The organism is Winogradskyella sp. HB-48, assembly GCF_049942685.1.
In the GTDB taxonomy this organism is placed as follows: Bacteria; Bacteroidota; Bacteroidia; order Flavobacteriales; family Flavobacteriaceae; genus Winogradskyella.
Genome location: NZ_CP187934.1, coordinates 1,694,380 through 1,713,137 on the forward strand (window position 1 = coordinate 1,694,380; position 18,758 = coordinate 1,713,137).

General features: G+C 33.4%; 17 protein-coding genes. 11 read left to right on the forward strand and 6 right to left on the reverse strand.

Annotation, left to right across the window (positions count from 1 at the left end):
* Positions 1-251: 251 nt before the first annotated feature.
* Positions 252-3,968: a CUB domain-containing protein gene (locus tag ACPX19_RS07535; protein ID WP_426429399.1), complete on the reverse strand. Its 3,717-nt coding sequence runs from the start codon at positions 3,966-3,968 to the stop codon at positions 252-254.
* Between the two features lie 154 nt (positions 3,969-4,122).
* On the opposite strand from ACPX19_RS07535, the gene ACPX19_RS07540 reads away from it, so the two are divergent.
* From ACPX19_RS07540 to hemL, 3 genes are read left to right on the forward strand one after another with little or no spacing between them, the layout of a single operon-like run.
* Positions 4,123-5,010, forward strand: a complete 888-nt coding sequence (locus ACPX19_RS07540; RefSeq protein ID WP_426429400.1) for a 1-aminocyclopropane-1-carboxylate deaminase/D-cysteine desulfhydrase — start codon at positions 4,123-4,125, stop codon at positions 5,008-5,010.
* A 29-nt stretch (positions 5,011-5,039) separates the two neighbouring features.
* A complete protein-coding gene (locus ACPX19_RS07545) occupies positions 5,040-5,822 on the forward strand; it encodes a glucosaminidase domain-containing protein (protein WP_426429401.1) in 783 nt (260 codons plus the stop codon).
* A gap of 2 nt (positions 5,823-5,824) precedes the next feature.
* Complete coding sequence (gene hemL, locus ACPX19_RS07550; protein ID WP_426429402.1) at positions 5,825-7,111, forward strand: glutamate-1-semialdehyde 2,1-aminomutase; 1,287 nt, start codon at positions 5,825-5,827, stop codon at positions 7,109-7,111.
* 51 nt (positions 7,112-7,162) lie between these two features.
* On the opposite strand, the gene ACPX19_RS07555 is transcribed toward hemL, so the two are convergent.
* From ACPX19_RS07555 to ACPX19_RS07565, 3 genes are all read right to left on the reverse strand, one after another.
* Positions 7,163-7,507 carry a hypothetical protein gene (locus tag ACPX19_RS07555; RefSeq protein WP_426429403.1) on the reverse strand — a complete coding sequence of 115 codons (345 nt, stop codon included), beginning with the start codon at positions 7,505-7,507 and terminating at the stop codon, positions 7,163-7,165.
* A gap of 84 nt (positions 7,508-7,591) precedes the next feature.
* Positions 7,592-8,029 (reverse strand): hypothetical protein, encoded by a 438-nt coding sequence (locus ACPX19_RS07560; protein WP_426429404.1) that lies wholly within the window; start codon positions 8,027-8,029, stop codon positions 7,592-7,594.
* 57 nt (positions 8,030-8,086) lie between these two features.
* Entirely contained in the window at positions 8,087-9,589 is a 1,503-nt protein-coding gene (locus tag ACPX19_RS07565) for a hypothetical protein (protein ID WP_426429405.1), read from the reverse strand.
* Between the two features lie 152 nt (positions 9,590-9,741).
* Here ACPX19_RS07565 and ACPX19_RS07570 point away from each other — a divergent pair, with 152 nt between their 5' ends.
* From ACPX19_RS07570 to ACPX19_RS07580, 3 genes are read left to right on the forward strand one after another with little or no spacing between them, the layout of a single operon-like run.
* Complete coding sequence (locus tag ACPX19_RS07570) at positions 9,742-9,924, forward strand: hypothetical protein (RefSeq protein ID WP_426429406.1); 183 nt, start codon at positions 9,742-9,744, stop codon at positions 9,922-9,924.
* A gap of 22 nt (positions 9,925-9,946) precedes the next feature.
* Complete coding sequence (locus ACPX19_RS07575) at positions 9,947-10,393, forward strand: hypothetical protein (protein WP_426429407.1); 447 nt, start codon at positions 9,947-9,949, stop codon at positions 10,391-10,393.
* A gap of 32 nt (positions 10,394-10,425) precedes the next feature.
* A complete protein-coding gene (locus tag ACPX19_RS07580) occupies positions 10,426-10,905 on the forward strand; it encodes a hypothetical protein (protein WP_426429408.1) in 480 nt (159 codons plus the stop codon).
* A 68-nt stretch (positions 10,906-10,973) separates the two neighbouring features.
* Here the strand turns inward: ACPX19_RS07580 and ACPX19_RS07585 are convergent, their stop codons facing one another.
* Positions 10,974-11,288 carry a hypothetical protein gene (locus tag ACPX19_RS07585; protein WP_426429409.1) on the reverse strand — a complete coding sequence of 105 codons (315 nt, stop codon included), beginning with the start codon at positions 11,286-11,288 and terminating at the stop codon, positions 10,974-10,976.
* Positions 11,289-11,300: 12 nt separating this feature from the next.
* On the opposite strand from ACPX19_RS07585, the gene ACPX19_RS07590 reads away from it, so the two are divergent.
* From ACPX19_RS07590 to ACPX19_RS07610, 5 genes are read left to right on the forward strand one after another with little or no spacing between them, the layout of a single operon-like run.
* Positions 11,301-13,286, forward strand: a complete 1,986-nt coding sequence (locus tag ACPX19_RS07590) for a DUF2157 domain-containing protein (protein ID WP_426429410.1) — start codon at positions 11,301-11,303, stop codon at positions 13,284-13,286.
* Positions 13,283-13,930, forward strand: a complete 648-nt coding sequence (locus tag ACPX19_RS07595) for a DUF2459 domain-containing protein (protein WP_426429411.1) — start codon at positions 13,283-13,285, stop codon at positions 13,928-13,930. Before ACPX19_RS07590 ends, ACPX19_RS07595 begins: the two co-directional genes overlap by 4 nt.
* 7 nt (positions 13,931-13,937) lie before the next feature.
* The gene (locus ACPX19_RS07600) at positions 13,938-14,510 is read left to right on the forward strand and encodes a GDYXXLXY domain-containing protein (RefSeq protein WP_426429412.1); all 573 of its coding nucleotides are present in this window, start codon (positions 13,938-13,940) and stop codon (positions 14,508-14,510) included.
* A 31-nt stretch (positions 14,511-14,541) separates the two neighbouring features.
* Positions 14,542-15,420 (forward strand): alpha/beta hydrolase, encoded by an 879-nt coding sequence (locus ACPX19_RS07605; protein WP_426429413.1) that lies wholly within the window; start codon positions 14,542-14,544, stop codon positions 15,418-15,420.
* Positions 15,380-16,201 (forward strand): alpha/beta hydrolase, encoded by an 822-nt coding sequence (locus tag ACPX19_RS07610; protein WP_426429414.1) that lies wholly within the window; start codon positions 15,380-15,382, stop codon positions 16,199-16,201. Before ACPX19_RS07605 ends, ACPX19_RS07610 begins: the two co-directional genes overlap by 41 nt.
* Before the next feature lie 49 nt (positions 16,202-16,250).
* Here ACPX19_RS07610 and ACPX19_RS07615 read toward each other — a convergent pair whose 3' ends face one another.
* Positions 16,251-18,737 (reverse strand): zinc-dependent metalloprotease, encoded by a 2,487-nt coding sequence (locus ACPX19_RS07615; protein ID WP_426429415.1) that lies wholly within the window; start codon positions 18,735-18,737, stop codon positions 16,251-16,253.
* Positions 18,738-18,758: the final 21 nt, after the last annotated feature.

An 18,758-nucleotide genomic window follows, 5' to 3' on the forward strand; every position in this document is an offset into this window, starting at 1 on the left:
TTTAAAACACAAAACATTAAAAGGGAACAGCGTATTAATTAATCATGAAAAAATTCACTTAAGACAACAGTTAGAATTATTTGTTATTCTCTTTTTCGTAGTCTATATTCTAGAATTTGTATTTCGATTATTACAATATAAGAACTGGCATTTGGCATACCGAAATATTTCATTTGAACGTGAAGCTTATACAAATGAAAAAGACCTCAATTATTTAAAAAAGAGGCCTTTTTGGAATTTTATAACGTATTTTAAAAAATAATCTTGGTTATTTTTTGTTTACCATCTGCTAGTTTAATTTTTAGCAATAGTGTGGCATTTTTAGGCGAAATAGATTCAATAGAGAATCGATTAGAATTAATGTTTTTGTTAAAAAATAAAATCCTACCTAATACATCATAGATTTCTATAGAACTTACATTTCCATAGTCTGATTTTACGGTTATTTTGTCATTATCCTCAAAAACGAATATTCCGCTTAAATTGTCAAAATCATCTAATCCAAGAGTAGTATTATTAAATCTCAAGATAAAACGATCATTAATAAACCCTAATTCACTGGTAAAGGAGTAAGGGGATTCTTTTATGTTTTGGATTGTACCATTGAGTAAATCTTCGATAAAAATATCTTGATTACTATCATTAAACAAACCTTGTAATGTATTAATAGCTAAGGTTTGTATTCCGGATTCCGTAATGTTAAGACCTATAGGTACTTGGTCGTTAACATCGAAAGGTAATTGACGGCCTTGAATAAGATAGGCTTCTTCATTAATTAAAGAATAAAGATGTAATCCATTTCCAGTGGTTGTAGGTGCATCAAACATTCTGTCTTCATCATTGGTAGCACCATCAATATAAGCCACTAAAGTCGTGTTAGTCTGACCAGATGGCGTAACAAAATCTAACCATATTCTATTAGCAGCTGAGCCATCCATATCAGAAGGATTGCTAGTTCTGTAAAATTGATCATTAGCATAAGCACTACTTCTCATAGTGTTGTCAAAGGTTACTGTTTCATTCGTCGTAGCAGCATCAGTCATTAATACAAAGAATCCTTGTCCTGCACCAATATTTCCGTTAAATCCTGTTGGTGTAGATGTACCACTTGAATTGTAAGCAACATAATCGGCTACATTGTAGTTGTATACATAATCATCATAGAATGGATCTGTATTTCCTGCACCAATGTCTGTTCCGTGAGTCCATAAATAAACGCTCCCTGAGATGTTACCATTATTGGTGTGCGTTAAAAAGTCTATAGCATTAATGGCAGAAGGATACGGATTGCCAATAAGATTCCAGTTGTCATCATCACTAGTTATCCATAGGGCATCATTTCCATAAGGGTTGAAAGAGTATCCTACACCAGTATAAGTGCCTCTTTCGATAGGCTGAGTTAAGGCGCCATTATTAGGTGTTCCATAGAACGTGGCGGTGTAGCTTGAAGGAGTTGCCGTATGTCCTGTTGGGCCTTTTACAATGTAACCTTTACCGATATCCATTGTTCCAGAGTTATACCCTTGCCATTCTCCAAAGACCATATTACCAGGAGGACCAATGCCTTGAAACAAAGTAGGAATCCACTCATATTTATATCCATTTGGCGTTCCAGGTGAGACATCCTGAATATTAAAACTAGTTACAGGTGATGACCAGTATACATAATCGTTAATTCTAATGTTGGTGTCTCTGTCCATGGTAAAAGTACCATCGACTGTGTTAGCTGCATCATCAACTTGAATGAGACTAGAACTATCATCCATATTATATGTGCCGCCAGTTTCAACATCTATAAAGTTTACTATTGTTAGTGTAGAGTTAGACTGTTGTGTAAGTGTAGCGCCATTTTCGATAGTTAAATTATAGCCATCTCCGTTAGTAGTGCCATCAATTATAGGATCATTACCTCCAGTATCAGGTATTGTTATACAGTTGGTGTTAGTAGGTACGCCATTTGGTATCCAATTAGTATCAGTGTTCCAATCTGTATTACCTAATGTACCATTCCATATTTTTTTATTGAATGTTACAGTTACCATATCTATGCAACTATTTTGGTCAGTTGCAGTATATGTTTGCACACCATTTGGTGCAGCATAAACAGTACCTGCATAATTTCCAGCAACATAAGGAACCGTTAGGGCACTATCAGTATATAAATCACTGTCTGGAGACCAAGTTATTTGAGGTGGTGATGGTGGAGCATCTGCAGTAATCGTAATGTCGTCTATAGCCCAGCTCAATAAATAAGTGGTATTGCCAGAGAATCTAAATCTAACATAAAGATTATTATTACCGTCTAGTGCTGAAATATCAATGTTTTCAGTAGTGGTAACATCAGCTGTAGGGTTTAAATTTGAATATTGAGTGGTCCAGTTGATATTATCTGTAGAAGTTTGAACATAAATACCAGTCAATGTGGGAGTTCCTACGATATCGAAGTCTTGACTAAAGTTTAGCTGTAGATTTGTATAGCCAGCTATGTCTATTAATGGGGAGTTTAATGTCCAAGTACTATTATGGCTTCCATTAGTCCAATCTAGCATGGCTTCATTAGCTGTTCCTCCAGCGTTAGTTGTATTAGAAATAATCCAATCAGCACTTGCTGCTCCATTTGCTTCAGTCCATCCAGCAGGAAAAGCTGCTGCATCAAAATTTTCAGAAAAGACAGTTGTTGTAGCAGGTGGTGGCAAAGCATTTGTTGTTAGTTCTACATAATCTAAATCACAATCGTTAGAGCCAATTGGGTAGTTGGTGTCTGTGATTATAAGATTACAAGTATTTACACAGGTTATATTAATGGCGTATCCACTAGAAGTAATTGAAGAGTCACTATCAAACACAAAAGTTAATGATCCACTAGGGTCAGAAGATGTAAATGGACCAGGTATTGCTGTGCCAGTGAAGTTACCAAGGCTAGGAAAGGTGTTATTTGGTCCGTCAAAAACTTCTACATAATCAAATCCATTTTCAAGATTGAAAGCTGTAAAAGTAGCTACAATAGAAGTGCCAGCAATATCAGGTGTAAGTGTTGTTGTGATCAATTCGTTATTTCCGTAATTGCCTCCTGCACCACCACTGTCGTAAATCGTAGAACCACAAATTGTTGGTGGTGTATAAGGTCCGCAAGATATACTAGCTTCCCATCCAAAAGAAGTTATTGAGCTATCACTATCAAAAACAAAGGTCAGTGCTCCAGTTGGATCTGATGATGTGAAAGGCCCTGGGATTGTGCTGCCAGAAAAGACACCTAGTAAGGGAGATGCTGCATTTGGGCCGTCATAAACGTATAGTTCATCAAAATTAGATTCTGTGTTAAAAGAAGTAAAAGTTGCAGTTACAGCATCGCCTGGCGTAATCGGAAAAATGGTAGTAGTTTCAAATTCATTATTAGAATAGTTTCCACTTACACCGCCAGTATCATAAAATGTATCACCACACGTAAGTGGTGGTGGTGGCACAAATTCTGACGCACAAATGTTAAATGTACCTTCGTCAAAACCGCCCCATTCCCAAACTCTAACATAAACTCTTGTATTTGGTGTAAGAGCATTTACACTGAAATAAGGTTCAAGAGGTCCAGTGCCCGAATCATCATCACATTCCACAATGGATAAGTTTCCGCCACAAGTACCAGTATATAGTGCTATAACTCCATCATCAAAGTTAGAAGTAGCAATATGTGTAAGGTCTATTTCAATGCTCGTTGTAGTAGGACCCAGATCAATGTAAAACCAAACGTCGGCACCATTGTAGTTGGCGCTAACTGGTTCGCAACCAGAAGGAGCGTCAATATTTGGATTGATTAGGTCTGAATCCGTGGCTCCAGTATTGTCTCCTATTATATATGTGCAAGAACCAACAGGGCTTAATGGTAATTCAATAGCACTACAAGGATTGTCTTGTGAAAAAGTAATATTGTATGTTGCTAAAACAATTAATAGAAATAGTAATTTTCTCTTCATTATCCATATTTTTAAATCATCAATAACATATTGATCATATATAGATATGTGTAAGCAAGAAGATAGATTGTGAAGGGATTATGAGTAAATGTAAAAAAAAATAAAACTAATTTAACATTTTGTTTATGAAAATGTTAGGGAAATAGAAAGTCGATTGAGAAAATTAGAATTCACTAATATAAATATTGATAATCAGTTGTTTGTAAAACCTGAATATCTTATCCACCCTTTTGTATCTGGAAATAAGTACAGAAAACTCAAATACAATATCCAAAAAGCAAAAGAGCTTCAAAAAAGTACCCTTTTAACTTTTGGTGGAGCATATTCTAATCATATTGCAGCTACAGCTTATGCTGGCCAATTGTATGGTTTTAAAACAATAGGAGTTATACGAGGTGATGAGATACAAAGTAGTATAGAATCTAACCCAACCTTAAAGTTTGCAAAGTCTTGTGGAATGCAATTCAAGTTTGTTTCTCGAGAAGAATACAGACATAAGTCGGAATACGATTTTATTGAAAAACTAAGAGATGGATACGGAGATTTTTATTTGCTACCAGAAGGAGGTACAAATGAATTAGCAGTAAAAGGTTGCGAAGAAATTTTGAAAGAAGATGATGCTGATTTTGATTTTATTTGCTGTTGTGTTGGTACAGGTGGCACGATTTCTGGATTAATAAATTCTGCAAAACCACATCAGAAAATATTAGGTTTTCCGGCATTGAAAGGTGATTTTATCCGAGAGGATATTCGTAAATTTGCAAAAAAGGAAAATTGGGAGTTAATATCAGATTATCATTTTGGTGGTTATGGAAAAATAAAGCCCGAATTGATTTCGTTTATTAATGACTTTAAAAAGAAATATCATATTCCTCTAGATCCTATTTATACAGGTAAAATTATGTTTGGCATTTTTGATTTGATGGAAAAACAATTTTTTCCGAAAGATGTAAAAATATTAGCAATTCACACGGGTGGTTTGCAAGGTATAGAAGGAATGAATATAAAATTGAAACAAAAAGGATGGCCTCAAATAGTATAGGAATTGATTTTAAATATGTAATCTTGGTTATGGCTATGATTGTATTTTCTTGTGGGCCAAAAAAGGGTATTGTAACCAAGAAAAAACAACAGAAAGAAAGGACTGAAACCGTTGAGGTTATTAAAACCGAAAAAGTAGATAAGGTTGAAGTTCCAGATAAAACCGAAGAGGTAAAACCTCCTACATCTACAGTAAATTACATAGAGACTTATGCAGATATTGCTAAAGAAGAAATGAGTAGATACAAGATACCAGCTAGTATTACTTTAGCTCAAGGTATACTAGAATCAGCATCAGGTAAGGGGAGACTTGCTGTTGAAGCAAATAATCATTTTGGAATAAAATGTCATGGTTGGACGGGAGCAAAAATCTATCATGATGATGACAGTTCCCAAGAATGTTTTAGAAAATATAGAGAAGCAAAATCCTCTTATGAGGATCATTCGAAATTCTTAACGGAAAGAGGACGATATGCGGATTTATTCAAATTAAAACCTGACGATTATAAAGGCTGGGCAAGAGGTTTAAAAAAAGCAGGCTATGCTACCGATAGAAAATATCCTGATAAACTTATAGGCTTGATTGAACGTTATAAACTTTATGAATACGATCGGCAAGTATTAGGATTAAAAGGGGAAACTATTGAAATTGTTAGAGTAAATAGCGGAACCACAATCCATATTGTAGCAAAAGGCGATACCTTATATTCTTTGTCAAAACGTTATAATACTACGGTAGACGCTATTAAAAGTATGAATAATTTAAGTTCTAATGCACTTGCAATAGGTCAAGAATTAAAGATTCCAAATTAAATATGTTATATCAAAGAAGTAGCGCTTTGTTTAAAGAAGCGCAACAAGTTATACCTGGTGGGGTTAATTCACCAGTAAGGGCATTTAAAGCAGTAGGTGGCACACCAATTTTTGCTAAATCTGCAAAAGGTGCATACATCTACGATGAAGATGGAAACCGTTTTATAGATTATATTAATTCTTGGGGACCAATGTTGTTGGGCCATGCGTTTCCGCCAGTTGTAGAAGCTGTAATAGAGAAAACCAAAGAGGGTACATCTTTTGGAATGCCAACAGCTTTGGAAACTGAGATTGCAGAACTAGCAGTTTCTATGGTGCCAAATATCGATAAAATCCGATTTGTGAATTCTGGTACAGAAGCGTGCATGAGTGCTATTCGTTTAGCACGAGGTTATACCAAAAAAGATAAGATTATTAAGTTTGCTGGCTGTTATCATGGTCATAGTGATTCTTTCTTAATCGCAGCAGGTAGTGGTGCCATAACATTTGGTACACCTAATAGCCCTGGAGTAACACAAGGTACTGCAAAGGATACAATTTTAGCTACTTATAACGATATTGAAAATGTAAAATCGTTAGTTGAAGTCAATAAAGGAGAAATTGCAGCAATCATTGTTGAGCCTGTAGCTGGTAATATGGGTTGTATCCCACCAGTTGATGGTTTTTTAGAAGGATTGAGGGAAATATGCGATGCTAATGATATGCTGTTGATTTTTGATGAAGTTATGACTGGGTTTAGACTGGCCAATGGTGGTGTGCAAGAGTTAAAAGGAATTGATGCAGACATCGTTTGCTTCGGAAAAGTAGTTGGTGGAGGTTTGCCTGTTGGTGCTTTTGCGGCAAGAAACGACATAATGAATCATTTGGCGCCTTTGGGACCTGTTTACCAAGCAGGAACTTTGAGTGGTAATCCTTTAGCGATGGCTGCAGGATTAACTATGCTTAGGGCAATAAAAACTGATAAAGGCTTAATGAATAGGCTAGAGGAGAAGACAAAATATCTTCATAATGGCATAGCAGAGGCTTTAAATAAAAATAATATAACTTATAGCATCAATAGAATAGGTTCTATGATTTCAGTTCATTTTTCTCAAGAACCTGTTGTAGATTTTGAAAGTGCTGCTAAAGGAAATAATGACACTTTTAAGAAATTCTTTCATGGCATGCTAAACAAAGGAATTTATATTGCTCCTAGTGCTTTTGAAACATGGTTTATTACAGATGCATTAACATATCAAGATTTAAATGAAACTATTGCAGCAGTTGAGGACGTTGCAAAAGAATTATAAATAAAAAAGCCTCACAATCAGTGAGGCTTTTTTATGTTGTAATCGTATCAATTATTCTTCAGATAAAGTTTTGTATTTTGAAAATTGCTCCTCGTTTAAAATTTCTTTCATTTGAGTCTCTAATCTCATTTTATTTTTTTCTATCTCGCCCGGCAAAGTATTTTCATCTCTAGACTGGCTAAGCTCTGTACTGAGAAAAAGTCTCAATGCTTCGTATACTTCATCTTTTTGATTGTTGTCAAACTTTAGGTATCTGTCAAGAGTTTGTGTTTTTTCTGAAGCTTTAGCGTTTATTTCTAATTTGTCTTCTAACTTAGTATTTTGTGCAGTAAGTGTTTGACTGCCAATAAACATTGCAAATACAAATACGCAAAGTGTAATTACCTTTTTCATCATGGATTGTTTAGTTAAAATAGGTTACTAAAATAATAATTTTATTTGAACCTTAGATGTTTTATTAGTATTAGTAGAAATTAATTTTTAGCTTTTTACTTTCGTTTTTTGCTCTTGTTTAGTTTTGCTAAGATAATTTTCAAATTGTTCAGAGGTTAGGACTTCTTTAAGTTTAATCTTTAAAGCTTGGTTGTAACCACTTTTTTGTTTAGCTATTTTTTGTTTAATTTCTTCTTTATTTACTTCGTCTTTTGAATTAATTAACTTTTTTATCTCTTCTTTATTCTTGAGTTCTTGTTCAAAATGCTCCAAAAAAATATCATAAACTCTTTGCTGCTGTTCGGAAGAAAGATTTAATTGTTTGGATAATTTATGGGTTTCGGTTTTAGCTAAAACCTTAGTATTATCTCCTTGGACTAATTTTTGGTGTTCTTTCTTAGTTGACTCTTTCTTAACTTCTATTTTTTCTTGCGCAGTAATATTAAACGCCACAAATGAGAGAAGGATTAAAATTAATTGTTTCATAGTAATTAAAATGTGATTGTGAACTCTAAAAATAATAATTTTTAAGATGTTATCTGCTTATATGTAAGGATTTATAAGGTTTAATGTTGTATTGTAGAGTGTGCTGTCTTCTGTTTTGTTCTTTAGCCAGGCATAAAAACTTAGGACGAAAATATCTTCTTTGGAAATAGTATTCGACTCAAAAGTTGATTTTAATTTTGACGAAAAATCAGTATCCATCTTAGTTTCGGGTTTTTGATACAAACGTTCGGCATAGTTAACAAAGTTTAATATTCTGGATTGATTGATCTGTTTTAGGTAAGATGTGTATTTGCGTTTAAAACTTTTTAATCTTGAATAAAACAAGTCGTCTTCATTCAATTCTATGTAAAGTAAAATTTCTGCAAGATTTTTTTTAATTACCCAATCTATACCTGCTTTTTCTATATAATATTGATCTGTGTGATAAAATTTTGCAAGTACAGATTTTGCTTTTGAAAAATCCTCTTTTTGAAAATGAAACATTAAAAGTGAAAGGTGTAAGTCTAGAAGTGCCTCTATGTCGCTATGTTTTTTCTTAATGACTTGTTCAACAATGTCTATGGCTTTATTCTGATTATTAAGGTAATTATAGTTTAGGGCTTCTACTAAGGTTTTTTTAAGTATAAACTCTTTTTGGTAGATTCCTTTTTTTAGCTTCATTAGTTCTTCCATCTCTTTAACATAACTTAAGGAAGCTTCAAATTTTTTATTTCTAAAGAGCGTATTTGCTATAATATAAACGATATGAATTTGGTAAAATAACTGCTTGTCTGTGTCCTTTTTGTCTTTCAAGATGTTATAGCTTTTTAAAACAAATTTTTCAATTTCATAATATCTATTTGTTGCCAATGCAGAGATATTGACAATCGCCAAAATTTGATACAGCGATTTAAAGGAAAGTGTTTCGCTAAGTTCAATGTTGTAATCTTCTAGAATGGTTTCTAGTTCTGCTTCAAAATTAATGGCTTTTCCTTGGTAGCTCATAGAATTTAATACAGACTTTAGTTGAGCGTAAACAATATTCAATTGATCTTCCAGTATGTGCTTTTTTCTATTCTCCTTTTGCTTGATGATGAGGTTGTCTAAATCTATTTTTGGGTAATTGGGTGCGTACTGAATCTTGGTATGGTAGATTTCATTAAGAATGGGGAAGAGTAAATGTTCGTCTGCCAAACGTTCTGCCTTATCCAGAATTTTGTAGGCAATCTCATAGTTTTTTTGAAGAAGATAAGTGCGAGATGCAAGAATGTATTTGATAATCTGCATATCTATTGAATTCTCGTCTTCCAGATTTTTATTGGCAGTAAAATCGATTAAGGATTGAAAAAGACGTTTCCTTAAAGCGTGATATGCATTGCAATTATCAACTTTATAGAGTTGATGGCAAATGGATTTAGAATCTAATTCAGGTTTTGTCATTAACTTGAATAATTCAATATTCTTTGTGTTCTTTCGTTTGTTTTTTTGTTGAAGGTAGGTGGTGAATCTTTGTTGCTCTTCCACGCTAAAGGCATCTATTATTGATTTTAATGCTATCATTTAATCGTCATTAAATTATTAAATATTAATTATAAATATTATATAAAATTCCCATAAATATAAAATTATATCGTCATTAATTACATAATATTAGTTTTTATGTGAGTTAGATTTATTCAAAATTTGTCTCGTAATCATTATAACAAAGTATTATGAAATCTAAATCTAATTTTACTAAAGCAGAGCGCATTTGGGCAGGTCTTTTTTTTAGCGTTCTAGGTTTAATAGCTGTGTATTCACAGACCATATCTGGTTATTTAATTGATGCCTATAACCAGAATGTAGAATTTTTAGCTAACAACACTGTAAGCGGTTCAACTATTTTGAGATACTAAAATGAGGGAAAAGAGCTTAAATATGGCTTTCTTCATTACTGTAGGAATATCTGTAGTAGTTTTTATTTATCTGGTCTTTTTAGGTTATGATGAAATAAAAACCTTTAAAGATGTTGTAAAGATTATAGGATCTATTTTGTTTCCAATACCAATACTGTTCTTTACAAGATTTATTGTTATTGAACATTTTATGCCTGTAAACTCTGATGAGTACAAAGCAAAAAACCAAAAACCAGCAACTATTTTATTAGCAGTTTCTGTTGTAGTTGTGCTATTGCTAATGCAAGTTTTAGAGTTTCTAACGAATAAGAAACTCGAAGATGCATTGATTCTTGCTCATCTGATAAACTCTACATCAATAAGTTCTTATGTGTTTAATTTTTTATTGTATAACAATTTAAAAGCCAATGGCATATTAAGCGGAGTGCTTATGGCTTTAGCAATTCATATGTTCTTTTTATCCGCTTAAAACTAAATGTACAATCATCAAAATTTAATATTATGAATATCATTAAAACACCAAAAAAGCAGAGCAATGTAAGTAAGAGAGAACTACTTTTTACATTTCAGACTATTATTGTCACTGGATTGCTTGCTTTTACAGCTATAGCTTTTTTCTTCTATAATAACTTAAGCGTAGTAAAAGGCATAAAAGTCATCTTTGCGCCTTTTCTATCAGTTGTTCCTTTACTATTTGTTCTTTCGATCTTAAGGGATTTAAGAAAGGGTTTTATAGAAGGTGATTACACTAAAAATGAGATTATAAAGTTCGGGTTAATAACCTTAGCAATAACAGCATCCTTTACAGGAATAACCTTGTTATTATCTAGGATTGATGCTTTAGAAATTCTTTTGGCAGGTATAATTGCCATACTGAGTACTGTATTTTTTCTTCGAAGCAAAATAAAGGACATTTTAGGAATGTCTATCGTTACAGGTATTGCTGAAGGTATCATCGTATACATGATTTTTTTGTTTTGATGATTGGTTAGTTAGTAACCCAAAACCTCGTAGATTGGTTTAGAGCTGCGAGGTTTTAAATAACTTAATTAAGGCATTTCTGTTACCAGATAAGCAAAAAAAAGTAAAAGTACGAAGACCAAAACAACGAATAGTATGAGAAGTATTATTGCCTGATTTGTACTAATACTGTATTTAGCCCATTTTGAATTCATCCATGTCTTATTATCAAAACGCTTAAAGTCAATCAACTTAACACCACCATATAGGAGTAATAAGCCTAAGATTCCTAGAATTGCCTTTATATGAGAAGTTCTATACATATAGTACAAACCACTTGATGCAGAAAAAATAAATAGCATTCCTAAAAGACCAATTACTATACCAATAATGTTTCTTAACATAATTCAAAAATAATGAAGAACAAGTTAACCAAATATCTTATAGATTTTTCCAATCTAGAGCTTACCAGACCAATCTCAGATAAAATCAGAATATTAGAAATTTGCGCTGTAGTACTTACAGGAATTGGGAAGTTTGTGTTTATGGATTATCTCAATTTGAGGTTGCCATTTGTTCTAGTATCCATTTTAGCTTGGACGTTTTATGTGTTTTACCGTTACAGAAAAGATAAAAATGTACTAAAGGATTGGGGTTTTAAATGGGATAATTTTAAATTGGTACTTAAGCAAATGTTACCTTTTGCGATAATTTCAATAGTATTATTTTTTATTGTTGGTTATATCCAAGGCACCATCAATATGACTTGGCATATCATTCCATTATTAATCACTTATTCTATTTGGGGAAGTGTTCAACAGTTTTTATCTATTGGGTTATTAGCTGGAAACTTAAATGAATTTAAAAGTGTAAAGTTGAATAAAGCACTGATAATTTTTATGACTGCTGTATTCTTTTCTATAGTACATTATCCTTCAGCGTGGCTAATGATTGGCACTTTTATATTAGCCTTATTCTATGGTTATGTGTACTTAAAAGCTAAAAATATTTATGTACTTGGTTTGTTTCATGGGTGGTTGTGCGCATTATTTTATTATACGGTTGTTAATCAAGATCCTTTTGCGGATGTGTTTTTAAAAGTATTAAATAAGACTATTATGAAATCAAAACTATTAAACGATATATCAGAACTTTTAGAGAACAATATAATTTCTCAAGAAGTTGCTTCAAATATTACAGCGTATTATAAATCGAAGGAAGATAACCAGCCTAATAGACTATTTACAGTTTTCGGAGTGTTGGGATCTGCGTTGATAGGTTTGGGAATTATCCTAATACTGGTGCATAATTGGGATAATTTCTCAAGAACTATAAAAACATTTCTTGCATTTTTACCATTGGCTATTGGTCAAATCATCTCAGGATTTACTATTATTAAAAAGAAAAGTCAGGCATGGAAAGAATCTTCAGGAACGTTTCTCTTTTTTGCTATTGGTGCTTCCATCGCACTAGTAAGTCAGATTTATAATATACCAGGCGATTTAGGTAGTTTTTTGTTTACATGGATAGCGCTGGCATTACCCTTAGTTTACCTGCTCAATTCTAAAGCGGTATCAATTCTGGTAATAGTATTTGCAAGTTATTACGCCTGCGAATTAGGATATAGTTTTGGTTATAAGGATAAGACTCCTCGGATGTATTTGGTGTTTATTTTAGCGACGCTTCCGTTTTACTTAAAGCTTCTAAAAACATCAACTCTCGCCAATTCAACATCTATTTTTAATTGGCTCTGTGCTTTAAGTTTTACTGTTGTGCTGGGTACTTTTATAAACAGCAATTGGCCAGTTGGGTTTTTAATGTATGCCATGCTGTTTGGCGTTTTTTATAATCTAGGAAAAATGCCGATTTATAAAGACCAACAACTAAGACGAAATAGTTTTACCATAATAGGTTCTTTAGGTACAGTGGTTTTGTTGACCATTCTATCCTTCCATATCATTTGGGAAGAACTTGTTAAAAGAGCATCAATAGCAATGAACACTCAAGAAATGTTAATCGCGACTGTTTTGCTGATAGTAGCATTTGTGGTGTTATTCTATTCCAGAAAGAATGAAAAAAATGAAAGTTTTAACCTTTTTCAATATGTCTTTTTATTAGTTGCAATAATCTTCTTTATAGGTCTAGCAAATACTATTGCAGCCACTGTTTTAACCAATATTTTACTTTTGGTTTTAGGACTTTCAGCAATAAAAATTGGTTCAGATACATTTCGTTTTAGTGTGCTTAACTATGGACTGTTAATTATAACCGCAGTTATTGTCTGTCGCTTTTTTGACACTGATATGAGTTTTGTTTTTAGAGGAATTTTGTTTGTTGCTGTTGGATTTGGATTCTTCTTAACCAATTATATGATGTTAAAACGAAAAAAATCAAGAGAATGAAAGTTTTAAAACTAATTTTTAGATACTTGCTATATCTGTTATTGCTTCCTGTAACTTATATCCTAGTATCTCTGTTTCTCGGAAGTATTTCAGTTAATGAGGAACAAGATGAAGCAACACATACCGATAAGATTTATCTTAGTACAAATGGTGTTCATTTAGATATCATTATTCCGAGAGACAATATTAATGAGGAATTATTAACAGGTTTAAAGTATAATGAAACAGACAAATTTTTTGCTTTTGGTTGGGGAGACGAAAATTTTTATCTAAACACACCAACATGGTCAGACCTTACATTTAACAATGCATTTGGTGCTATGTTTTTAAATAGTTCATCACTTATGCATGTTTCTAGGTACAATGAGCATCGAAGAGATTGGGTTGAAGTAAAATTATCTGAAAAGCAATTGCAAAATATCAACTCAAAAGTTCTTAATGCTTTTATGTTGGATTCTGAAAATTCAAAGATTATTCTTGAAGATAAAGGCTATGGATTTAAAGATGATTTTTACAGAGCAAAAGGAAGTTATTCAATATTAAAAACATGTAACAGTTGGGTGAATACTACATTTAAAGAAAGCGAACTTAAAGCGTCTGTTTGGACACCTTTTGACTTCGCACTGATAAACAAATACAAATAAATCTGATATGAAAACGATACACATTTTTATACTATTTGTAATAGTTGCGGTTATACAATTATTTGTGCCGGCAAAAATGATTTTAGATAGGGAAGATGTTTTAAAAACAGGAACAACCTACAAGTTTAAAACACAGCCTGTTGATCCAAGCGATCCATTCAGAGGAAAATACATCACCTTGAACTATGAAATGGATTCAGCTAAAAGCAACGATTCAATTTGGAAACGTGGTGAAACGATTTTTGTATATCTAGAAAATGATAGTCTAGGTTTTGCTAAGGTCCATAGTGTAAGTAAAGAAGAAAAGGATATTGGTAGAGATCATGTTGAGGCTAAAGTCCGTTGGAATTATGGTAATTCAAACACCGTTAATTTCGAATTGCCTTTTGATCGGTTTTATATGGAAGAAACTAAAGCAACACCTGCAGAAGATATTTACAGAAAATATAATAGACGTCGAGATACCCTAAATCAAACATATGCTTTGGTAGCGGTTAAAAACGGGAAAGCCGTTTTAAAAGATGTCTACATAAACGATAAGCCAATTATTTACTACTTAGAAAAACACAATAACCATTAATTTGTATCTTGTAGATGGTAAACTTCATTTTATGGCTTACTGGGTTTCAACAATTTTATTAATCTTGGGTATCTATATTGCTATAAGTATAGCTTTGTATTACCTACAAGATTACATGTTGTTTAAACCAGAAAAATTACCCAAGGATTTTCAGTTCGATTATGAAAATCAGGAGACCAAAGAATACAACCTAGAAACTAGAGATGGAGCCATAATCAATGGGCTTCGGTTTTTTCCAAAAGGGGAAAGCAGAGGTGTTGTTTTATATCTCAAAGGTAATTCCAAAAGTATAAAAGGTTGGGGAAAATTTGCTGTAGATTTTACAAGGCATGGTTATAATGTGTTGATGGTGGATTATCGTGGCTTTGGTAAAAGTACTGGCAAACGTTCGCAAAAAGCCATTAAGCGCGATTTGCAATTGGTGTATGATAAAATAAAGGAACAAACCACAGAAGACCGAATTATACTTTACGGTCGTTCCCTTGGCTCTGGTTTTGCGACAAAACTAGCATCATTAAACAATCCTAAAATGTTAATTTTAGATGCGCCTTATTACAGCCTTACAAAAGTTACTGCGCGATATGCACCATTTATGCCATTATCTTTATTGCTCAAGTACCCTTTGCCGACCTATAAGTGGTTAAAATACGTGCAATGTCCTATACACATTATTCATGGTACGCACGATAAGCTGATTCCTTATAAAACAAGTGTGAAGTTGGCCCAAATACAACCAAAATTGACTAAGTTACATTCCGTTATAGGTGGTGGACATAAAAATTTGAATAATTTTGAATCCTATCATAAGATGCTAGACGATATCCTCAATAGTGAACCCAAAACCATAGACCTCGAAACCACTAGTATTAATGTCATTCACACTTCCAAAAAAACTAAGAAAAAGGCTTAAAAAAGTACTTGTTGTACTTTTGAGTTTGTATGTTATGATTGCATCTACACTTTATTTTTTACAGGAAAAACTAATGTTCTTGCCAACAACTTTAGAACAGGATTATGCCTATCAATTCAACACCCCATTTGAAGAATTATTTTTCAAAACTGAAGAGAATGCGACTATAAATGCCCTTCATTTTAAGACAGAAAACCCTAAAGGAGTCATACTTTATTTTCATGGTAATGCTGGTGATTTAAGTCGTTGGGGAAGCATAACCGAGTATTTTGTTGAGAAAGATTATGATGTATTGGTCATGGACTATAGAACTTACGGAAAGAGCTCTGGAAAGTTGAGTGAGGAAGCGTTTTACAGGGATGCGCAATATTGCTATGATTATTTATTGAAGAACTATTCTGAAAATGAAATTACCTTATACGGAAGATCTTTGGGTACTGGAGTAGCATCGTTTTTAGCTATGAATAATAGTCCACAACAGCTTATTTTAGAAACACCTTATTATAGTATTGAAGATGTTGCTAAACATCGTTTTCCTATTTTTCCTGTAAGACAATTACTAAAGTACCGTTTTCCCACATTTCAATATCTAAAAAAAGTAGATTGTCCAATCACAATTATTCATGGCACTGAGGATAATGTAGTGCCTTATTCATCAGCAAAGAAGCTATCAAAATTGAAGATTGATAATCTATATTTTATAACCGTTGAAAATGGAAATCATAACAACCTCATTGAGTTTGAAGATTATCACTTGGCAATTAATAAAGTCTTAAACTAAAAAAGGCTTCAAATTCAATTGAAGCCTTTTAAATAAATTTTATTTCAGATTATTTAGGATCTAAAATATTATTGATGCGTTCAATAGCGTCAGCAATATGAATTCTGCTCATAGCATCTGCACCACCAGCATTTCTTAACTGCGAACGTAAAGTCTTTAATTCTGCTCTTACAACAGCTCTAATGTCAGATTGACTAGTATTTACGGCGGTAGCTTTTACATAAGGACTTGGAGATCTACCACTTTGATTCTCAGCAGTCATTAAATAAGCTAGTCTATCAATATGTGCACGTTGTAAGTTACGACGATAAGTATCAATTTTCTTGCCTGTACGCAATTCACTCCAAATACCTTGGCGTAAATCACTCATCATTTCAGTTAACGAATATGCATTATCATCATAGGTATAAGCTTCAGTTAAACGCTGCATTTTTCCAAGACTTAAAACAGTATTTAATGATCTAACTTGTAAACCTCTAATTCGATCTACTGAGCCAGAGTATTCAATTCTGTCAAAGATGTCTTTGTCAATCATCCATTCTGGGGTAGAAAACAAATGCTTTTGTAAAAATGCCATAGCTCTTTTTTGGTGTTCTTTAGATACCGGAGTGTAAACAACTCCTTCCTGTCCTGCAGCTTTGTAATGCTCATAAACACCACCAATATTATTCGCAACATGTCCCATATAGCGATTAAACTGAGATACAACATGCCCATACATTTCTTCTAAGTCATCGTAGTCTTCGCCAGTTTCAGTAGTCCATTCAATCAGGTTAGGAACTATGCGCTTTAAATTTTTGATACCGTATTCACTAGCTAGCATAGCATCATCACCTAAATCTTCAGTTTGAGAACTTGGGTCGTGAATGTCACCTACTTGCTGATGTCCAAAACGATACATAGGGTCACCTGCATGTTCTAATATCCAATCATTAAGGATTTCTTTTTCTTCTTCAGCTGTTCTATCCAATATTGGTTTGTAGCCCCAAGCAATAGCATACTTATCATAAGGTCCGATATTTGGCATAAGTGCAACACCTTCATCACCAGGTTGAGCTACATAATTAAAACGTGCATAATCCATAATTGATGGCGCAGTACCATATTTTTGAGTAAACTCAGCATCTCTAAGTTTTTCAACAGGATAAGCAACACTGCTTCCCATGTTATGAGGAAGACCAAGTGTGTGACCAACTTCGTGAGCAGATACAAAACGAATCAAACGTCCCATAACTTCATCCTTAAACTCTGGACTTTGTGCTTCTGGATTAATAGCTGCAGTTTGAACAAAGAACCAACCACGCAATAAAGACATTACATTATGGTACCAGTTAATATCGCTTTCTAATATTTCACCTGTTCTAGGATCGCTTACATGAGGTCCATTGGCATTTGGGATAGGTGATGCTAAATATCTAACCACAGAATAGCGAACATCTTCTGGTGTCCATTCTGGGTCTTCTTCTACTGAAGGTGGATCTTTAGCAATAATAGCCTCCTTAAAGCCTGCAGCTTCAAAGGCTACTTGCCAGTCTTCTATACCTTGCTTTATGTATTTTCTCCACTTTTCTGGAGTCGCTCTATCTATGTAGTAAACAATTTGCTTTTTAGGAACTACTAGTTCACCACGCTTGAATTTCTCTATATCTTCATCTCTAACTTCCAATCTCCAGCGATCTAGATAAGTTAAGGATTTACTTCTTTGATCTTCCAAACCATAATCGGTTGTACTACTAGTAAACCACCCAACACGCTCATCAAAATAGCGACGTTTCATAGGGTTTTCTGGTAATAAAATCATTGAGTTGTTAATCTCAATAGAAATGCTTCCTGTACTTGAGTTTGATGGTGGAGAGCCAGCAGCATATGTTTTCACATGTCTTGCTTCAATATTTCTTGGGTAACTTTTTATAGTTTCAATATAAGATTTATCATTTTCTAATCTTGTAACCTTGTAAGGAGTTCTTCTAAACTGAGGTAGCCCAAGCGGCTTTACATCTTTTTCAAAGAGAGGTGTGGCATCAATGACCGTACTAGTAGAGTCCTTACCGTATGCTTCAATAGGAAATGTGAAGAGTACAGGCTCAAAGTTAGAATTTTTGACAGCTTCGTTTACAGGAAGGGAATCAGCAGCTGTAACGTTATACGATACTACACGAAGCACTACTTTTTTACCTTTCTTCTCCCATCTTAAAACTTGTTCGTTTTGTTTGCCGCCACCAAAACCAAGCCCACTGGCAGTTTTTGCAATACGAGTTACCATCAACATTTCTCTATCAAAAAGAGAATCAGGTATTTCGTAATAAAACTTATCGTCTAGCAAATGAACTGTGAAGAGACCTTGGTCGCTTTTTGCATCTTTAGTAATAACTTCACTGTAAGGTTTTGGATCATTTTTTCCTGGCTTTTTTGCAGGTGGTTTTGCCATCGCTGTGGCATCAGTTTTTTTGGGTTTACTGGCTTTTTTTGCAGTAGAACATGAGAATGCCAAAAAAGCTGTTGCTACAAAAAGTAGCTTAATAGATAGTCGTTTCACTTTGAGTCGGTTTTAAAAAAT